The 16,024-nt window shown below is 70.9% G+C and carries 17 protein-coding genes and 1 tRNA gene; 11 read left to right on the top strand and 7 right to left on the bottom strand.

Annotated features, from left to right (window positions below):
- Positions 1–379: 379 nt before the first annotated feature.
- The 7 genes from OO52_RS19275 (at position 380) to OO52_RS19305 (ending at position 5,978) form a co-directional block, all read left to right on the top strand.
- Complete coding sequence (locus OO52_RS19275) at positions 380–1,717, top strand: gluconate:H+ symporter (protein WP_030656738.1); 1,338 nt, start codon at positions 380–382, stop codon at positions 1,715–1,717.
- 55 nt (positions 1,718–1,772) lie between these two features.
- Positions 1,773–3,107 carry an enolase C-terminal domain-like protein gene (locus OO52_RS19280; RefSeq protein ID WP_030656736.1) on the top strand — a complete coding sequence of 445 codons (1,335 nt, stop codon included), beginning with the start codon at positions 1,773–1,775 and terminating at the stop codon, positions 3,105–3,107.
- Positions 3,108–3,683: 576 nt separating this feature from the next.
- Positions 3,684–3,887 carry a cold-shock protein gene (locus OO52_RS19285; RefSeq protein WP_030656734.1) on the top strand — a complete coding sequence of 68 codons (204 nt, stop codon included), beginning with the start codon at positions 3,684–3,686 and terminating at the stop codon, positions 3,885–3,887.
- 45 nt (positions 3,888–3,932) lie between these two features.
- Positions 3,933–4,006, top strand: a tRNA-Met gene (locus OO52_RS19290).
- Between the two features lie 649 nt (positions 4,007–4,655).
- Positions 4,656–4,946 (top strand): hypothetical protein, encoded by a 291-nt coding sequence (locus tag OO52_RS19295; RefSeq protein WP_030656732.1) that lies wholly within the window; start codon positions 4,656–4,658, stop codon positions 4,944–4,946.
- 215 nt (positions 4,947–5,161) lie between these two features.
- On the top strand, positions 5,162–5,407 hold the full coding sequence (locus tag OO52_RS19300; RefSeq protein WP_030656730.1) for a DUF5133 domain-containing protein: 246 nt from the start codon (positions 5,162–5,164) through the stop codon (positions 5,405–5,407).
- 307 nt (positions 5,408–5,714) lie between these two features.
- Positions 5,715–5,978 carry a hypothetical protein gene (locus OO52_RS19305; RefSeq protein WP_030656728.1) on the top strand — a complete coding sequence of 88 codons (264 nt, stop codon included), beginning with the start codon at positions 5,715–5,717 and terminating at the stop codon, positions 5,976–5,978.
- Positions 5,979–6,110: 132 nt separating this feature from the next.
- On the opposite strand, the gene OO52_RS50860 is transcribed toward OO52_RS19305, so the two are convergent.
- Complete coding sequence (locus tag OO52_RS50860) at positions 6,111–6,494, bottom strand: hypothetical protein (RefSeq protein ID WP_158712519.1); 384 nt, start codon at positions 6,492–6,494, stop codon at positions 6,111–6,113.
- 343 nt (positions 6,495–6,837) lie between these two features.
- On the opposite strand from OO52_RS50860, the gene OO52_RS19315 reads away from it, so the two are divergent.
- Genes OO52_RS19315 through OO52_RS19325 form a run of 3 tightly spaced genes read left to right on the top strand, consistent with a single transcriptional unit; the run spans position 6,838 to position 7,845 of the window.
- Positions 6,838–7,164: a PadR family transcriptional regulator gene (locus tag OO52_RS19315; protein WP_030656725.1), complete on the top strand. Its 327-nt coding sequence runs from the start codon at positions 6,838–6,840 to the stop codon at positions 7,162–7,164.
- On the top strand, positions 7,161–7,517 hold the full coding sequence (locus OO52_RS19320; RefSeq protein ID WP_030656722.1) for a DUF1048 domain-containing protein: 357 nt from the start codon (positions 7,161–7,163) through the stop codon (positions 7,515–7,517). Before OO52_RS19315 ends, OO52_RS19320 begins: the two co-directional genes overlap by 4 nt.
- A gap of 1 nt (position 7,518) precedes the next feature.
- On the top strand, positions 7,519–7,845 hold the full coding sequence (locus OO52_RS19325) for a DUF1048 domain-containing protein (RefSeq protein WP_030656720.1): 327 nt from the start codon (positions 7,519–7,521) through the stop codon (positions 7,843–7,845).
- Positions 7,846–8,103: 258 nt separating this feature from the next.
- Here the strand turns inward: OO52_RS19325 and OO52_RS19330 are convergent, their stop codons facing one another.
- Positions 8,104–9,744, bottom strand: coding sequence for an alkaline phosphatase D family protein (locus OO52_RS19330; RefSeq protein ID WP_030656718.1), 1,641 nt, complete (start codon positions 9,742–9,744; stop codon positions 8,104–8,106).
- Positions 9,745–10,118: 374 nt separating this feature from the next.
- Here OO52_RS19330 and OO52_RS50865 point away from each other — a divergent pair, with 374 nt between their 5' ends.
- Positions 10,119–10,283, top strand: a complete 165-nt coding sequence (locus tag OO52_RS50865) for a hypothetical protein (RefSeq protein WP_158712520.1) — start codon at positions 10,119–10,121, stop codon at positions 10,281–10,283.
- Between the two features lie 362 nt (positions 10,284–10,645).
- On the opposite strand, the gene OO52_RS19335 is transcribed toward OO52_RS50865, so the two are convergent.
- From OO52_RS19335 to OO52_RS19355, 5 genes are read right to left on the bottom strand one after another with little or no spacing between them, the layout of a single operon-like run.
- Positions 10,646–11,941 carry an ABC transporter substrate-binding protein gene (locus OO52_RS19335; RefSeq protein WP_030656716.1) on the bottom strand — a complete coding sequence of 432 codons (1,296 nt, stop codon included), beginning with the start codon at positions 11,939–11,941 and terminating at the stop codon, positions 10,646–10,648.
- Positions 11,938–13,107 carry a branched-chain amino acid ABC transporter permease gene (locus OO52_RS19340; protein WP_031030151.1) on the bottom strand — a complete coding sequence of 390 codons (1,170 nt, stop codon included), beginning with the start codon at positions 13,105–13,107 and terminating at the stop codon, positions 11,938–11,940. The genes OO52_RS19335 and OO52_RS19340 overlap by 4 nt, the downstream gene beginning before the upstream one ends.
- Complete coding sequence (locus tag OO52_RS19345) at positions 13,100–13,996, bottom strand: branched-chain amino acid ABC transporter permease (RefSeq protein ID WP_030656712.1); 897 nt, start codon at positions 13,994–13,996, stop codon at positions 13,100–13,102. The genes OO52_RS19340 and OO52_RS19345 overlap by 8 nt, the downstream gene beginning before the upstream one ends.
- Complete coding sequence (locus OO52_RS19350; RefSeq protein ID WP_030656710.1) at positions 13,993–14,772, bottom strand: ABC transporter ATP-binding protein; 780 nt, start codon at positions 14,770–14,772, stop codon at positions 13,993–13,995. Before OO52_RS19350 ends, OO52_RS19345 begins: the two co-directional genes overlap by 4 nt.
- Complete coding sequence (locus OO52_RS19355) at positions 14,769–15,539, bottom strand: ABC transporter ATP-binding protein (protein ID WP_030656708.1); 771 nt, start codon at positions 15,537–15,539, stop codon at positions 14,769–14,771. Before OO52_RS19355 ends, OO52_RS19350 begins: the two co-directional genes overlap by 4 nt.
- Positions 15,540–16,024: the final 485 nt, after the last annotated feature.

The raw sequence follows: 16,024 nt of genomic DNA on the forward strand, positions 1-16,024 counted from the left end.
AACCGTCTCTACGGTCAACTCAGCCACCCGTTCCGTGGCTCGGACCGCATGCGGCACCGCTGCCGCGTTCCCCAGGTCTAGGAGATCGACCATGCCTGCTCCCGTCCGGCAGGACGAGCCGCGCCGATCAGGCAACCCGATGGTGTCGTCGGCCGCCGAACCGTGAGCCGGTAGCCACCGGCCGTCTCCCACGTCGCCGAACCCGGAGTGCTGTCGGCGTCCGCCTCGTCGCCCACCCCCACCCAGTACTCCCGGATGCCACCCCAGCCAAAACCCCCGTGCCCCCGGCCGGCTGGCTCCAGTCCGCATCACAGCCGTGCCCACGCCCCGTGCCCGTGCGGCCCGGCTGCTCCACTCCACAGTTCAAAGGGGAGCTGACATGCCACTCGTCGTCGTCGCCATCAGTGTTCTGGTTCTGCTGCTGCTCATGACCAGATGGAAACTGAACGGCTTCGCGGCCTTGTTGCTGGTGGCGGTCGGCGTCGCCCTGGTGCAGGGGATCCCGGTGAAGGACATCCCGGATGTCCTCTCGGACGGCATCGGGGGGCAGATCGGTGACACGATGCTCACCATCGGGCTCGGTGCCATGGTCGGCCGCGTCATGGGAGACTCCGGCGCCGCCCAGCGCATCGCCGGCAAGCTCCTCGACGCGTTCGGGCCACGCTGGGTGCAGGTCGCCATGGTGGTCACCTCCATGCTCATCGGCGTGACCATGTTCTACGAGGTGGCCTTCATCATCATCGTGCCCATCGCGTTCACCCTGGTCAGGGTGACCGGCGCGAAGCTGCTGTGGGTCGGGCTGCCGATGTCGATCGCCCTGTCCACGATGCACAGCTTCCTGCCGCCCCACCCCGGGCCCACCGCCGTCGCCGCGACCTTCCACGCCTCGGTCGGACTGACCCTCTTCTACGGCCTGTTCATCGCGGTCCCGGTCGGCGCGTTCATCGCGCTGCTCTGGCCCCGCCTGCCGTTCATCAAGGCGATGGACCCCGCCATCCCCACGGGCCTGGTGAGCGAACGCGAGTTCACCGACGAGGAGATGCCGGGCCTCGGCTGGTCGCTGTCCGTGGCTCTCTTCCCCGTCGTCCTCATCGCCGGTGCCGCGGTGACCGACATGGCCGTCTCCGGCGAGAGCCCCCTCCTGCACACCGTCGCGTTCATCGGCTCGGCGCCGATCGCGCTGCTCCTCACCCTGGTCCTGGCCATCTGGGCGTTCGGACCGAGGATCGGCCGCAGCATGTCCGATGTCAGCGGCTCGTGCACCTCGGCGGCCCAGGCGATGGCCATGATCCTGCTGGTGATCGGCGCGGGCGGCGCCTTCAAGAACGTCCTCGTCGAAGGCGGCATCTCCGACTACATCAAGGACGTCACCCACTCCTGGTCCATATCCCCCCTCGTCCTCGCCTGGCTGATCGCCGTCATCCTGCGGGTGGCGCTCGGCTCGGCGACCGTCGCCGTCGTCACCGCCTCCGGGGTGGTCCTGCCGCTCCTCGCCGGAAGCGGCGCCAGCCCCGAGATGATGGTGCTCGCCGTCTCCTGCGGGTCGATCGCCTTCTCCCACGTCAACGACCCCGGCTTCTGGCTGTTCAAGGAGTACTTCAACCTCTCGGTCGTCCAGGCCATCAAGGTCCGTACGACGTACACCACGGTGCTGGCCGTCCTCGGTCTCGGCGGAGTCCTGGCCGTCCAATGGGCCATCACCACCCTCGGCCTGTGACACCAGGACCCCACCGCCACCTGCCCCGACCCCCGCACAAGGAAATCAAGAGAGCATGAGCACGCAGCAGCCGACCATCACCGCGTTCGCCGTCTACCCCGTGGCGGGCCGCGACTGCATGGAGCTGAACCTTTCCGGCGCCCACGGCCCCTACTTCACCCGCAACATCGTCGTCCTGACCGACTCCGAGGGCCGTACGGGGCTGGGAGAGGTGCCCGGCGGCGAGAAGATCACCCAGACCCTGCGGGACGCCGAGTCCCTCGTGACGGGGGCGAGGGTCGGCGACTACAAGCGCGTCCTGCGCGAGATCCAGCATCGCTTCGCCGACCGCGACGCCGGCGGACGCGGCGCCCAGACCTTCGACCTGCGCACCACCGTGCACGCCGTCACCGCGGTCGAGTCGGCGCTCCTGGACCTCCTTGGCCAGCACCTCGACGTGCCCGTCGCGGCCCTCCTCGGAGACGGCCAGCAGCGCGACGCCGTACGAGTCCTGGGCTACCTCTTCTACGTCGGCGACCCCGACCGCACCGACCTGGACTACGTCCGCGCCCCCGACGCGACGGTCGACTGGTACCGCATCCGCCACGAGGAGGCACTGACCCCCGAGGCGATCGTCCGCCAGGCCGAGGCCACCTACGACCTGTACGGCTTCCGTGACTTCAAACTGAAGGGCGGCGTCCTCGACGGCGCGGAGGAGGTCAAGGCGGTACGCGCGCTCAAGGAGCGTTTCCCGCAGGCGCGGATCACCCTCGACCCCAATGGCGCGTGGTCGCTGCGCGAGGCCATCGAGCTCTGCGAGCCTCTGGTCGGGACCCTCGCCTACGCCGAGGACCCCTGCGGAGCGGAAGGCGGCTATTCCGGCCGTGAGGTTCTCGCCGAATTCCGCCGCGCGACCGGGCTGCCCACCGCGACCAACATGATCGCCACGGACTGGCGACAGCTCACCCACGCCATCTCCCTCCAGTCGGTCTCCATCCCGCTGGCCGATCCGCACTTCTGGACCATGCAGGGCTCGGTACGGGTCGCCCAGCTCTGCAACGCGATGGGCCTGACCTGGGGCTGCCACTCCAACAACCACTTCGACATCTCCCTGGCGATGGTCACGCACTGCGGAGCCGCCGCGCCCGGCGCGTACAACGCCCTGGACACGCACTGGATATGGCAGGAGGGCCTGGAGCGGCTCACCGTGAACCCGCCCCGCATAGTCGACGGCGAGATCGCGGTGCCCGATGCACCCGGCCTCGGCGTCCAGCTCGACATGGACCGCCTCCTCGCCGCGCACGAGCTGTACGAGGAGAAGGCGCTGGGCGCCCGGGACGACTCGCTCGGGATGCAGTACCTGGTTCCCGGCTGGAAGTTCGACGCCAAGCGGCCCTGCCTGGTCCGGTAGCGTGCCCAGCCTGGCGGACGAGGGCTGCCTGGGCCGGCACGGGGCTGGAAGCCGCGTTCTGGCTGGGCGCGCCGTCGTACGCGCTCTCCGCCTGGTGCGCGACCCGGATCCGCCTCGTCGAGCACCGCGCGGGGTGGTGGCATCGACCACGCCGTACACGGACCCCCGCCGGACAGCCGGCTGCCCGGCCCGGCGCCGGTTCGCCGGGCGCTCACACGTCTGGCCGATGATTTCGTGCGCCAGACGAGTTCTCGAGCGCGCCTGCAACGCCGTAGGGGGTGCCGCCCCGTGGTCCGCAGATGTCACGCACGTCCCCGTCGGAGGCCCGCGCTGCGTACCGGCTCCCGTCTGGTCGACCGCGTTCACCAGATCCGGGACCGCTCGTCCGGGCCGGCCGCCGGAGTGGGCCGCTGCCTGGGCCGACGTGGTGTACGGATCAGACCGCGTCCCACTCGTGGACGGATGATCGAATGACGCGGCCCTGGTCGGGGTAGAACGGACGAGGGCGTCTTCCCGCAGGGGAAGACGCCGCTACTCACCCCAGCCGGCATCCCCGGCGAGATCGAAGGACGCAGTATGGCCAGCGGCACCGTGAAGTGGTTCAACTCCGAGAAGGGCTTCGGTTTCATCGCCCAGGACGGCGGCGGACCGGACGTCTTCGCCCACTACTCCAACATCGCCGGCAACGGCTACCGAGAGCTGGTCGAGGGCGAGACGGTCACGTTCGACGTCACCCAGGGCCAGAAGGGCCCCCAGGCCGAGAACATCGTCCGCGGCTGACGTCCCCGCTGGCCTGCGGAGCCCAGTGTGGAGCGGCACCACCGACGCGGGGTGGAGCAGCTCGGTAGCTCGCCGGGCTCATAACCCAGAGGTCGCAGGTTCACATCCTGTCGCCGCTACGACGCAGGGGGCCCGGCATCAGCCGGGCCCCTGACGCGTTCTTCCGGCCCCTGGGCGAACATGGCACGAAGTTGCTCGGCCGCTGCGGAGCCCGGCTCGCGGTCGAGTGCGTGACAGGCGCGGAAGTCGAAAGAAGCGCAGACCGTCGATCACTGCTCCGGACTGGATTTCCTGCTCGGTCCAGGGGTGGGCTGAGTAGTCGTCGATCGCCACGCCTCCATGTTCGAGTAGCAGCGCGATCAGCTGGTGAACTTCTGCGGTGCCGTCGATCCGACCGGAGATATCGATCCGCACTGCCCAGGTGGGGTGGAATCCGACGGCCCCGTCGAGGACCGTCACGTCGTCGGGCTCCCAGTCAGAGAAGAGGCACGGGGAACGGTCCGTCTTCGAGGCGGCTACGAGTGTTGGCGTCCCATCCCGCGTTCGTCGGGGTGCGGTATTCCTCGCTGGGACGAAGCGATCGACGACGTGTGATGAACGCGCGGTGGGCTTCGATGGCGTCCGCCGGGTGGATGGCGTTGTAGCCGATCGTCGTGTCGATGTCGGAGTGACCGGATCGGTGGGACACGGCCTTCGGCGGGGTAGCCGCTGCTGTGATCGGCGCACGGCGCCGGCGGTGTCCGTTTCGCGGGAAAGGAGAGAGGGCGCATGGCTACCGGTGCGGACTCGGCGAGGATCACGGCGAAGGTCCGAGGCAGGGACATCACATTGGACGGCCCCCTGACGAAGGACGAGATCCGGAGCAGCATCTGGTGGTGGCAGGCTGCCGACCCCAGGTCTTCCAAGGAACGGCAAGACGGTCAGCCCGAGCACGACGGCTCGCACAAGGACGTGATCACCACCCTGGGCGGGTACTACGAGGTCCCCTCCGACCCCCGTACCCCTGAGGCCGAGAGGCTGGTGGAACTGGTGTACGACGAGCTCAACCCGGACGAGTGACACAGTGCAGCACGGACAGATCCCGGATCCGGGCCCCCGTGACCGGCGTGCCGCTCAGCAAAATGCGGCAGGAATAGTGCATACGGTGATCAGATGGGGGCAGGCGACTCCTTGGAGTACGCATCCACCGATCCCTGCCGTGCGGTCCCCGGGCGGCAGGCTCTCGGACGCCGCGGGCCCTGCGAAACGGCCCGCCTTTCAAGAAGGTTGTCGCTGTGTTGCTGCCTGCGGAGAAGGAACTACGCGCGGTACTGGCCCGCTTCGCCGACGCCCGCTTTCACCATGACCTGCAGCCCACCGGTCGCTCCAGCCGAGAGCTGGAGGACGTCTCGTACGCGCTGTGCGCCATGACCGGCACCCAGTCGGTGGACCAGGCCCTCGTCGCCGCGGACACCCTTCTGGAACGGCTGCGAGCGGACCGCGCCGCGGCCACCACGACGACGCAGCCTCTGGCCGCCTGACGTCAAGACTCCGCGCAGTCTCGGCGCCCCGCTGGCACGCAAATCAAAGGCGTAGGTGGCGGTCAAGACGCTCTCCTTGGGTGTGGTTGAGCGGGTACGTGGATTCAGACGGGGCGCCACGACGAAACTCATCGCTGTTCAGCGCGTTTCCGCGCCAGCGGCGGAAGAGCAACGCTCGCACTCGTTCAGCCAGAAGGCGTGCCGGTGCGTCTGGTGCACGCGCGGGCCGGACTGACCCGTCTCCCCGCCCTGCCGGCCCGCGCCCACGTTCACCCTTCCGTGCCGCATGCGGCGTCGTTGAACCGGCATGAGCATTCACGCGAACCCCAACGACCACAGCGCGTGGGCCGCCCAGTGCCTGCCGCGCACCAGTTCGAAGATCAATGCGTTGCTTCAGCATCTCGGCGAAGAGCATCCCGGCGATGAGGAGGTCATCAGCCAGGAGTTCGATGATGCGCTGCACTCTGCCTGGGTGGACGGCGAGTCGTGGGCGGTGGACTACGTCGCCTGGCGAACCACATATACCGACCTGGTCGACGGCCCGCTTGAAGGAGACATGATTGGCCTGTAGCGGGAAGCGAGAAAGTCCCCAGGGTGACGCCCTGGGGGCCAACCGGGCTCTTCCCCTCGTCTGTCGGAGGGCGGCGGGCCCGTGCCTCGTCGCTGCGTTCGAGAACGGCCGGCCACGGCGACAGGCCCGCGTTCACCTCGGCCGACAGGTCGAACAGCTCGGCCACTGCGACTTGGTCGACCGCATCGACGAGCTCATCGCGGAGAACCTGCGTGTCGAGCGCACATGCCTGTCACCGAGCAGCTTCTCCAGCTCGCAGAAGTGCGCGACTTCCTGGACGTCCGGATCCTCGTCGAGCGTCTTGACCCACTTCCCGGCGAGCAGTTCCACGGCTGCGTCGGTCTCCTGTGCGGTCCCGCCTGCGGAGAGGAAGAACTGCTCGTCGTAGCGCACGTAGAGCGTGCCGCGGTCTGGATCACGTCTGCCTTGGGCGTAACTGATGGTGCCGGAGCACTCGCCCTTCCCGCTCAGGACCATGTCGAAGCGAGCCGTCCCGCCGGTGGCCTCGTCGGGCATCTGCCCCGACATCCGGACCGACGGGGCGTCGGTCGTGGCTGTGGCGGCCCGGTCGAGGATCTGTCCGCCGGACAGTCCGGCGAACGGTCCCTTCGGTCTGGCGTCCGTCTTGCCACCGCCCGGCAGGCAGCCTGTGATGCCGACGGCTGCGACGACGAAGCCGGCCGTCCACCGGAGCAGGGCATGCCGGGCGCCGACTGCGCGATGAGAACGGGGTTGAACCCGAGCGGCCCGTCCCTTGCCGGCCGCGCCCACGCAGATCCTGCCGCCGCCCGGTACTCGGTGATACGGTATAGCGGTACTCGGTACCACCAAGTACCGGGAGGACTGAGGAGCGCCCGCGATGGACGACCTGACGGAGATGCTGAAGGGCACGCTCGAAGGGTGCGTGCTCGAGATCATCGGCAGCGAGGAAACCTACGGGTACGCCATCACCCGTCAGTTGAACGAGCTCGGCTTCACCGACGTCATCGAGGGGACGGTGTACACCATCTTGCTGCGGCTGGAAAGGAACGGACTCGTCCAGGTGACGAAACGGCCGTCCGAGGTCGGTCCGCCGCGCAAGTTCTACGCGCTCAACGACGCCGGACGCGAGGAACTCGCGAAGTTCTGGGCGAAATGGCAGTACGTCTCATCACGCATCGACAGGCTCAGGGAGGGCGGGAGATGAACTTCTGGGAGACCGTCACAGGCAGCGATCTCACCAGGGAATGGAAGGCGTTCGAAGCCCGGGCCGAGACCCTGCCGGACGACTACCGGGCGGCGTGGGAACAGATAAAGACGCACCTCTTCCCCCGTGCGGGCTTCACCGGCCGCAACCTGACGCCGATCGTCGACGCCGCCCTGGGCCTGCTCGAAGAAGCAGCGGCGGACGGGCAGAGCGTCCACGAGGTGCTCGGCGACGACATCCGGGGCTTCTGCACGGCGCTGGCCGGTGGAGAAGGGGCTCGAACCTATCGCGACCGGTGGCGCGAGCAGTTGAACAGGAACGTCGCCAGGAAATTGGGCCGGCTGGGAGGCTGACGTGAGCATCCAGGACATCATCGAGGGCAAGAAGCAGTGGCGGGCACACATGGCTCGGGTCAAGGCGCTCCCACCGGACTACCAGATCGTCTACAAGGAGATGCAGAGGTACCTGTTCAAGGTCGGACCGATCAACCTGCCCGACGGACCCCTGCTCCCCGGGATCGTCGACTTCTTCGAGGAGGGCGCCGCCACGGGCAAGGGGGTCTTGGAACTCATCGGCGACGACGTCGCCGCGTTCTGCGACGACCTGGTCAAGGACTCTCCCACCTATGCGGACGTCTACCAGGAATCCGCTGGCGGGGAACCCGGCACGGCCGGGAAGTAACACTCGCCGCCCCGTACCAGCGGCCGTGGCCCCGCCCGCGGCGAGCGTGCCCTCCAGCGGCACCAACGGCGACTACTTGTCACCCGCCTGATGTGCCCGCGTCGGCGTTCGCTACCCGGGCGAGGTGGCCGGAACCGGGTCCACCCCGCCCTGGGGCCATGTGCTGGGACGCCTGCCGCACCGGGGCTCGGGCCGGCCCGTGAGTCCTGCCGCTGCACAGGGGTTCGAGCCGGCCTATGAGCCCTGCCGCACCGGGCCTCAGGCCGGCTCGAGTCCTGGGTTGCCGGCTTCCGTGACGAAGGAGGCCGCGGTCGTGACGGGGGCGCCCGGCCTGGTGACGTACGGGACGGTCTTGAAGTCGGCGCGAGCCGCTTCCTCCCCGAGCGTGACGGTCACGTAGCCGCGCCGCCCGTTGTAGAACTTCATGTGCGGGTTGGCCGCGAGGTAGGTGGCCCAGTTGCTGGGCCGGTCCGCCCCGTCGCGCCCGCTGGTGATCGACGTCGTGACGATCTCCGTGCCCACGGTCCGGGAACCGGCGTCGCCGAAGTCACGCTTGATGTCGAACGCGTAGTGCACGTGCACGTCGCCGGTGAGGACCATGAGGTTCTCCACGCCGACGGCCTCGGCCCCCGCCAGGATCCGCTCGCGGGAGGCCGGGTAGCCGTCCCAGGAATCCATGGAGACCTTGGACGGCGTAGCGGTGGTGTTGTACCGCTGGGAGAAGGTGACCTGCTGCGGTACGACGTTCCACAGCGCCCGCGAGGTGCGCCAGCCGTCGATCAGCCACCGCTCCTGCGTGGCGCCGGTGAGCGTGCGCGCCGGGTCCTCGGACTCGGGGCCGGGGTACTGCCAGCCGTCGCCGTAGGCCTGGTCCGAGCGGTACTGGCGGGTGTCCAGGACGTCGAACTGCGCGAGCCGGCCCCAGTGCAGGCGACGGTAGAGGCGCATGTCGGAGCCGGTGGGGAGCTGGGGCCGGCGCAGCGGCTGGTTCTCCCAGTAGGCGCGGTAGGCGGAGGCGCGGCGCAGCAGGAACTCCTCGGAGGAGCCGCCGTCCTCCGGGGTGTCGTCGGCGTAGTTGTTCTCCGTCTCGTGGTCGTCCCAGGTGACGACGAAGGGGTGCGCGGCGTGCGCGACCATCAGGTCCGGGTCGGACTTGAACAGGGCGTAGCGCAGCCGGTAGTCCTCCAGCGTCACCGTCTCGTGGTTGTAGTGGGCCGGGAGGGTGCGGTCGGTGTAGTGGCGGTCGTTGCCGGTGGCGTTGACGGCGTACTCGTACAGGTAGTCGCCCAGGTGGAAGACGACGTCCACGTCGTCCTCGGCAAGGTGGCGGTAGGCGGTGTAGTAGCCGTCGGCGTAGGCCTGGCAGGAGACGGCGCCCAGGGTGAGCGCGGCGGGGCGGGCGCCGGGCAGCGGAGCGGTGCGGGTGCGGCCGGTGGGGCTCAGCCAGGTGCCGGCCCGGAAGCGGTAGAAGAAGACGCGGTCCGCCGGCAGGTGGGGCACCTCGACGTGGACGGTGTGGCTGAACTCGGGGTGGGCGGGCGCGGTGCCGCGCCTGACGATCCGGCGGAAGTTCGCGTCGTGGGCCAGCTCCCAGTGCACGGTGACGCGCTGCGCGGGCAGTCCGCCGTCGGGCTGGTACGGCTGCGGGGCCAGCCGGGTCCACAGCAGGACCGAGCCGGGCAGCGGGTCGCCGGAGGCCACGCCCAGCGTGAAGGGGTCGTCGGTGATTCTCCGGGCGTCGAACTCGGCGGCGGCGGCCGTGCCGGCGGCGGGCAGGTTCACGGCGAAGGCGAGCGCCGCGGCGGCGCCGGTGACGGTGAGGAAGCGGCGCCGGCCGAGTTGCCTGGCGGCGGCGCGCAGTTCGGGGGCGTGCTGGGACGGGCGGGCTGCGGGTGTCATCCGGTCTCTCCCCTGTCGCGGTGAATGCAAGGGGCAGTTGACCGGGCCGTGACTACCGTGACGGGGCAGGAGCTTGGCAGGCTCATGACGTTCACATGGCGGAAGGTTGAGTTCCGGTACCGGGCGATCCTCCGCGCCCTCCCGCGCCGTCCGGTTGCCCCGGCCCCCGGTGCCCGCTCTCGGGCCCGGCTCGGTCCGACGTCGGCTCCACCGGCGGGCGGACGACGGACGCGGCGGCGGGCGGGCCACCACCCGCACCACGGCCCTGCCGGGCCGGCGGTCACGGCAGGGCGCGCGAGGTCCCGTTCAGACACCGGCCGCGGTCGCTACCCTGACCCGATGAGCCTCCCGTCGCTCTGCCCTGCCAGCAGCGCGTGTTCACTCTGGTCCACGACCAGTTGCGGCCGGAGAAGAAGAAACACCGCTACGGGCTCATCGACGCCCGCGTCACCCCTCCTGCGGCCGACGCCGTCCGTGCCGAGAGGCAGGCCCCGCAGTGGATCAGCTACGCCTGCCAGCGCGCCCCCACAGACGACTGAGCACTCGGCCGGTCCGGGGCCAGGCGGAACCGGCCGGCGCGTAAGGGGGCCGACCCTCGTCTGCCGACGCGGGCGGTATGCGTGGCCGCCTTCGGGGGACCGACGGGGCTTCGGTGCTGACGTCGAGCATGCCCAGCCGTGGCGACTCGCCTCGAAGCCGGCACGGTGTGCATCTGCTCCCGCTTCGTCGACTCGCCGAGCCTGTGCCCTTGGGACGGGGCAAGAACCCACCATGCGCATGCCGGTGCGTCAGGCCACGCACCGGTGGTGGCAGCGGCCTCAACCGATCCTGGGCAGTTGCCCCGGGCGAAGACGGCCACCAGGGTTGCTCCACAGTGCCTTCGCTCACCCGGGGTCCGGCATCACCCCGCCGACGACGCCGCGGATCCGTGATCGGCCAGGTAGTCCTCCGCGCCCGGTATCCGGTGCGCGTCCTCCGCGCCCACGAGGCCGCCCGGCGCGTCCGCGTCCGGCTTGAGCGTGTACGTGGCGACGCTCGCGGGTCGGTGCACGTCGGAGAAGTCCAGCGGGACGCCGAGACCGGTGTCCGCGTCACGCTGCGAGCGGTGCGCCTTCACGACGTCCTCGCGGGCGAGGCTCCCCGCGGCGCAGGCCTTCTTCAGGTCCGCGCCGAGCAGCTTGGCGGCGTTGTAGCCGGACAGCACACCCGAGTCGACGGGGGAGCCGGGATACTTGTCCTGGTAGGCCGTCACCATCCGTCGTACGCCCGGAAGGTCGGAGCTGACCGCGGGGGCGGAGCTGACCACGTGGAGCATCGCGGTCAGGGCCGGCGCGGCCGGAGTTTTCATCAGTTGCGGGGAGAAGCCCGGCGCGCTGCTGACGACGGGGACGCGCAGACCACGGGAGGCGGCGACACCGACGAGGGACGCGGTCTGCGCGGGCCCGGCGCTGATCAGGATCGCCTTCACCCCTTCCTTGCGCAGTGCCGAAACCTGGGCGGACAGATCGGTGTCGGTCGCCTTGATCTTCTGTCCGACGACCTTCACGCCCGCCTTCCCCGCGGCCCAGGTGGACCCCTCCAGGGCGTTGGAGCCGTAGTCGCCCTCGAAGTAGACGTGGCCGATGGTGTCGCCCTTCCGCAGTTTCTTCGTGCGGGTGAGGAAGTCGACGGCGGCGATCATGTCGAGGTCGTAGGTCGTGCCGAGGACCTGGACGGATTCCTTTCCGAGCAGGGACGCGGCCCAGGCCTGCGGAAAGGTGAGCAGGTGGTCGCGCTGGACGTCGTCGAGCAGGGCGGCGACCACGGGGGAGCCGATGACCTGCGGCAGGGCGACGACGTCGGGAGAGATGTCCGCGTATGCGGTGACCGCCTTCTGGACGTCGTAACCGTGGTCCTTGACGATGATCTCGACCTTGCGGCCGCAGATGCCGCCGGCCGCGTTGGTCTCGTCGGCCCACATCTGCTGGGCCTGGACGATGCTCTTGCCGAGGGTGGCGTAGGGGCCGGTCAGGTCGGTGAGGGCGCCCAGGCGGATGGTCTTCGCGGAGACTCCGGGACCGGTGCGGACGCCGTCGGCGCCCTCGGCGTCGCTCTCGCCGCCCGCCTTGGCGCTGCATCCGGTGGCGGCGACCAGCAGGGCCAGGGCTCCGGCCACGACGGCCGTGGTGACACGGTGTCTGGGGTGCGGGGTGTTCACGGGGTCTGCTCCTCGGGTCGTACAGATGCGATGGGGTGGCCGGACGGATGCCCGGACGGAGACGTGGACGGAGGCGTGGACGGACGGGCGGACGGGCGGGCACGCGGGCCGGGCCGTCGGCCGGACCGGACGCGGGCGCGCAGGCGGCGGGTGAGGCCGTGCAGGCCGTCGGGGGCGTAGAGCAGGACGACGACGATGGCGGCGCCGTACAGGTAGCGGGACGCTTCCGTCGGGCCGACCGCGCCGTCGGCGGAGCCCGGGGCGGCCACCAGGGGCAACCAGTCGGCATATCGGGTCAGCAGCAGGGGCAGCGCGGTGACGAAGACCGCGCCCGCCGTGGCCCCGGCGACCGAGCCCAGGCCGCCGAGCACGATCATGGCGAGGTAGTCGACCGAGAGGGCGAGGGAGAAGTAGTCGGGGACGACGCGCCGGAACGCCAGGGCCAGCAGGACGCCGGCCGTCCCCGCGTACATCGACGACACGACGAAGGCGGCGGCACGGTGGCGGGCCACGTCCACGCCCATCACGGAGGCCGCGACCTCACTGTCCCGCAGCGCCGCGAGGGCCCGGCCGGGGCGGGAGCGCACCAGACCCCGGCCGGTGAACCAGGTCAGCCCCAGCAGGGCCACGGCCAGGAACCACAGGCGTTCCTCGGCACCGAACGGCACGCCCAGCACGGTCAGTTCGGGCTCGCCCGCCGTGAAGCCGAAACCGCCCAGACGGAGCGGCGGCACGGAGCGGCCGTTGAAGCCGCCGGTGACGGAGTCCGCGGTGAGCAGCAGATGGTGACCGAGGAAAACCAGGGCGAGCGTGGCCACGCCCAGGTAGACGCCGCGCACCCGGCCGGCGACGGGGCTGAACAGGCCGCCCGCGGCCCCGGCCAGCAGCACCGCGAGGACGGCGGCGACGGCCGTCGGCAACCCCGGTCCCGGCTCGCCGGCCAGCCAGGTGTAGCCGTAGGCGCCGACCGCGAGGAAGAAGGCGTGGCCGAGGGAGAGCTGACCGGCCGTGCCGCTGAGCAGCGACAGCCCGACGGCGCCGATGGCCGCGGCCACCGAGAACAGACCGATGCGCAGCCAGAAGGCGTCCAGGTAGAAGGGAGGAACGCACAGGACGAGGGCGACCAGGAGCGTCCGGGCCGGCTTCGGCAGACGGCGGTCAGACACGGGCCGCTCCCCTCGTGCCGAACAGTCCGGTGGGCCTGACCAGCAGGACCAGGACCATGACGGCGTACGGGGCGACATCGCCGAACCCCTCGCCCAGCACGCGCAGTTCCGACTGGTGGCCGGCGACCAGCGCCTCCGTCAGCCCGATGAGCAGGCTGCCGGCGAGCGCGCCGGCCGGCGAGGCCATGCCGCCGAGGATGGCGGCCGGGAACGCCTTCAGCGCGATCTGACCGGTGGTCCGCTCCAGGCCCGGCGCGGGGAACGCGGCGAGGAACACCGCCGCCAGCGCGGCCAGCGCGCCCGCCAGACACCAGGCGAGCGTACGCACCCGGGACAGACGTACGCCCATGAGCGCGGCCGCCTCCAGGTCCTCCCCGGCGGCCCGCAGGGACAACCCCCAGCGGGTGTACCGGAACAGGGCGAAGACGACGGCGATGGCCACCGCGGACACCGCGATCGCGGCGAGCCTGCTGTCGGCGACCGTCACCGGTCCGACCCTGGTCACCGCGTCACCCCAGGGATCGCCCAGCACCAGCAGGTCGCCACCGATGCGCCGGGACAGATCGGTGAGCAGCACGATGTCGACACCGATCGTGACGATGGTCTGGACGTGCGCGGTGTGCGGGTCCGGGTCTCCGCGTCGCAGCAGCAGCCGGTCGATGGCGCCGGCGAGGACGGCGGTGGCGAGGACACCCACCGCGAGGGCTCCGGCGAAGCCGAGGTCGTCGTGCAGGACGGCGGTGAGGTAGCCGCCGAGCAGGAGCAGGGAGCCGTGGGCGAAGTTCAGGACGCCCGACGCCTTGAAGATGACGACGAAACCGAGTGCGACCAGGGCGTAGACCGCGCCGAGGGCGAGCCCGCCCAGCAGGTCGTCGAGCAGACCGGTCACGCGGCTCCCTCCCGGGGTGTGCCGAGGTAGGCGCGCAGCACCTCGGGATCGCGGCGGACCTCGTCCGGTGTGCCGTGGGCGATACGACGGCCGAAGTCGAGGACCGTCACCTCGTCGGCGAGGCGCATCACCAGGCCCATGTCGTGCTCCACCAGCAGGACGGAGACGTCGAGTTCGGCGCCGATCCGCCGGATCACCTCGGCGGTGCGGGTCCGTTCGGCGGCGTTCATGCCGGCCACCGGCTCGTCCAGGAGCAGCACGCGCGGCTCCAGACACAGGGCGCGGGCCAGCTCGACACGTTTGCGGTCGCCGTACGGGAGCAGGCCCACCGGGCTGTCGAAGTACGCTCCCAGGCCGGTCAGTTCGGCGATCCGCCGGGCGTGGGAGAGGTGTTCGCGCTCTTCGCGCACCGCCCACGGCAGCCGCAGGGCGCTCGCGAGGAAACCGGCCCGCGCGTGCAGGTGCCGGCCGAGCAGCAGATTGTCGGCCACCGTGCCCGCGGTGGTGACGATGTTCTGGAACGTGCGGGCCACACCGAGCGCGGCGATGCGGTGCGGGGCGAGCCGGGTCAGGTCCGTGCCGCCGAGCCGGACCGTGCCGCTCGCGGGGCGGGCGAGACCGGACAGCACGTTGAAACAGGTGGACTTGCCGGCGCCGTTGGGCCCGATGAGGGCGTGCACCGTGTGCGGCCTGACGGTGAAGGAGACACCGTCCAGGGCGGTGAGACCGGCGAACCGGACCGTGACGTCCCGCACGCTCAGAACGGGAACGGTCATGCGGCCCCCTCCTCGCCCAGGTAGAGACGGCGCACCGCGTCCGTGCCGGCGAGAGCGGAGGCGGGGCCGGACAGCCGCACCTCCCCGGTCTCCAGGACATGGGCGTGGTCGGCGAGGGACAGGGCCATCCCGGCGTTCTGCTCCACGAGCAGTACGGCGGTGCCCTGGGCGTGGATCTCGCGGATCACCTCGGCGATCCGGTCCACCATGAGGGGGGCGAGGCCGAGCGAGGGCTCGTCCAGCAGCAGCAGACGCGGGGCGGCCATGAGGGCGCGGCCCATGGCCAGCATCTGCTGCTCACCGCCGGACAGCAGTCCGGCGGCCTGCCGGCGGCGTTCGGCCAGCCGCGGGAACAGCGTGAAGACGCGGTCACGGGCCTCGGCCACCTGCGCGGAGCCGCGGCGGCTCAGGCCGAGGCCGCCGCTGCGCAGGTTCTCGTCGACGGTGAGGCCGGTGAAGACCCGCCGCCCCTCGGGCACCTGCACGACGCCGGCCCGTACGGCGGCGACGGGGTCGCGGCCGTCGAGGACGGTGCCGCCGTAGCGGACGCGGCCGGCGCTGATCGCGCCCCGGTACAGTCGGAGCGTGCCCGACAGGGCGCGCAGCAGCGTGGTCTTCCCGGCACCGTTGGCGCCGAGCAACGCGACCACACTGTCGTGCGGCACGGTCAGGGACACGTCGCGCAGAGCGGAGACGGCACGCCCGTACGTCACGTCCACATGCTCGACGTGCAGGGCGGGCAGATCGTCCGGTGGTGCTTCGGGCATCGCGGCTCCTCTGTCCCGGACCGGCGCACGGCCCGGGCTTGGTCCTTGGCGCTCGGGGCTGGGGAGGAACCTCACGAGACCACGGGTGGCCTAAGCGGGGACAGGCACGCGGACACGGTCGGTGCGGCGGCCCAAGGAGCACGCGGGGGAGCTGTGCGGGTGCCCAGCGGCCGGGGCGGTGGCGAGCCCGTGTGGGGCCGACGGATGGTGCTGAGCCGGCGAGTGGTTGGGGCGCCGGCCCGGGCGAAGTCGGCGGGTGGGGGCGGGGGTTGGCCGTCCGGGTGGGGGGCGGGGTTGGTGGGGGCGTGTCAGTCGCGTGCGGGGGCGGTGGACGGGCGCCACGGCTGCATCGCGGTGGGCACTGGTCCGGCGAACGGTGGGGGTGAGTGGTCCGAGCCGAATGCCTGGGGGCAGGGGGTCGGCTGGTCCGGGCAGAGCTTTGTGGGCGCGGGGTTGGTGGCGGTGGCGTGTCAGTCGCGTGCTGG

It is taken from the genome of Streptomyces flaveolus, from assembly GCF_000716535.1.
Classification (GTDB): Bacteria; Actinomycetota; Actinomycetes; order Streptomycetales; family Streptomycetaceae; genus Streptomyces; species Streptomyces flaveolus_A.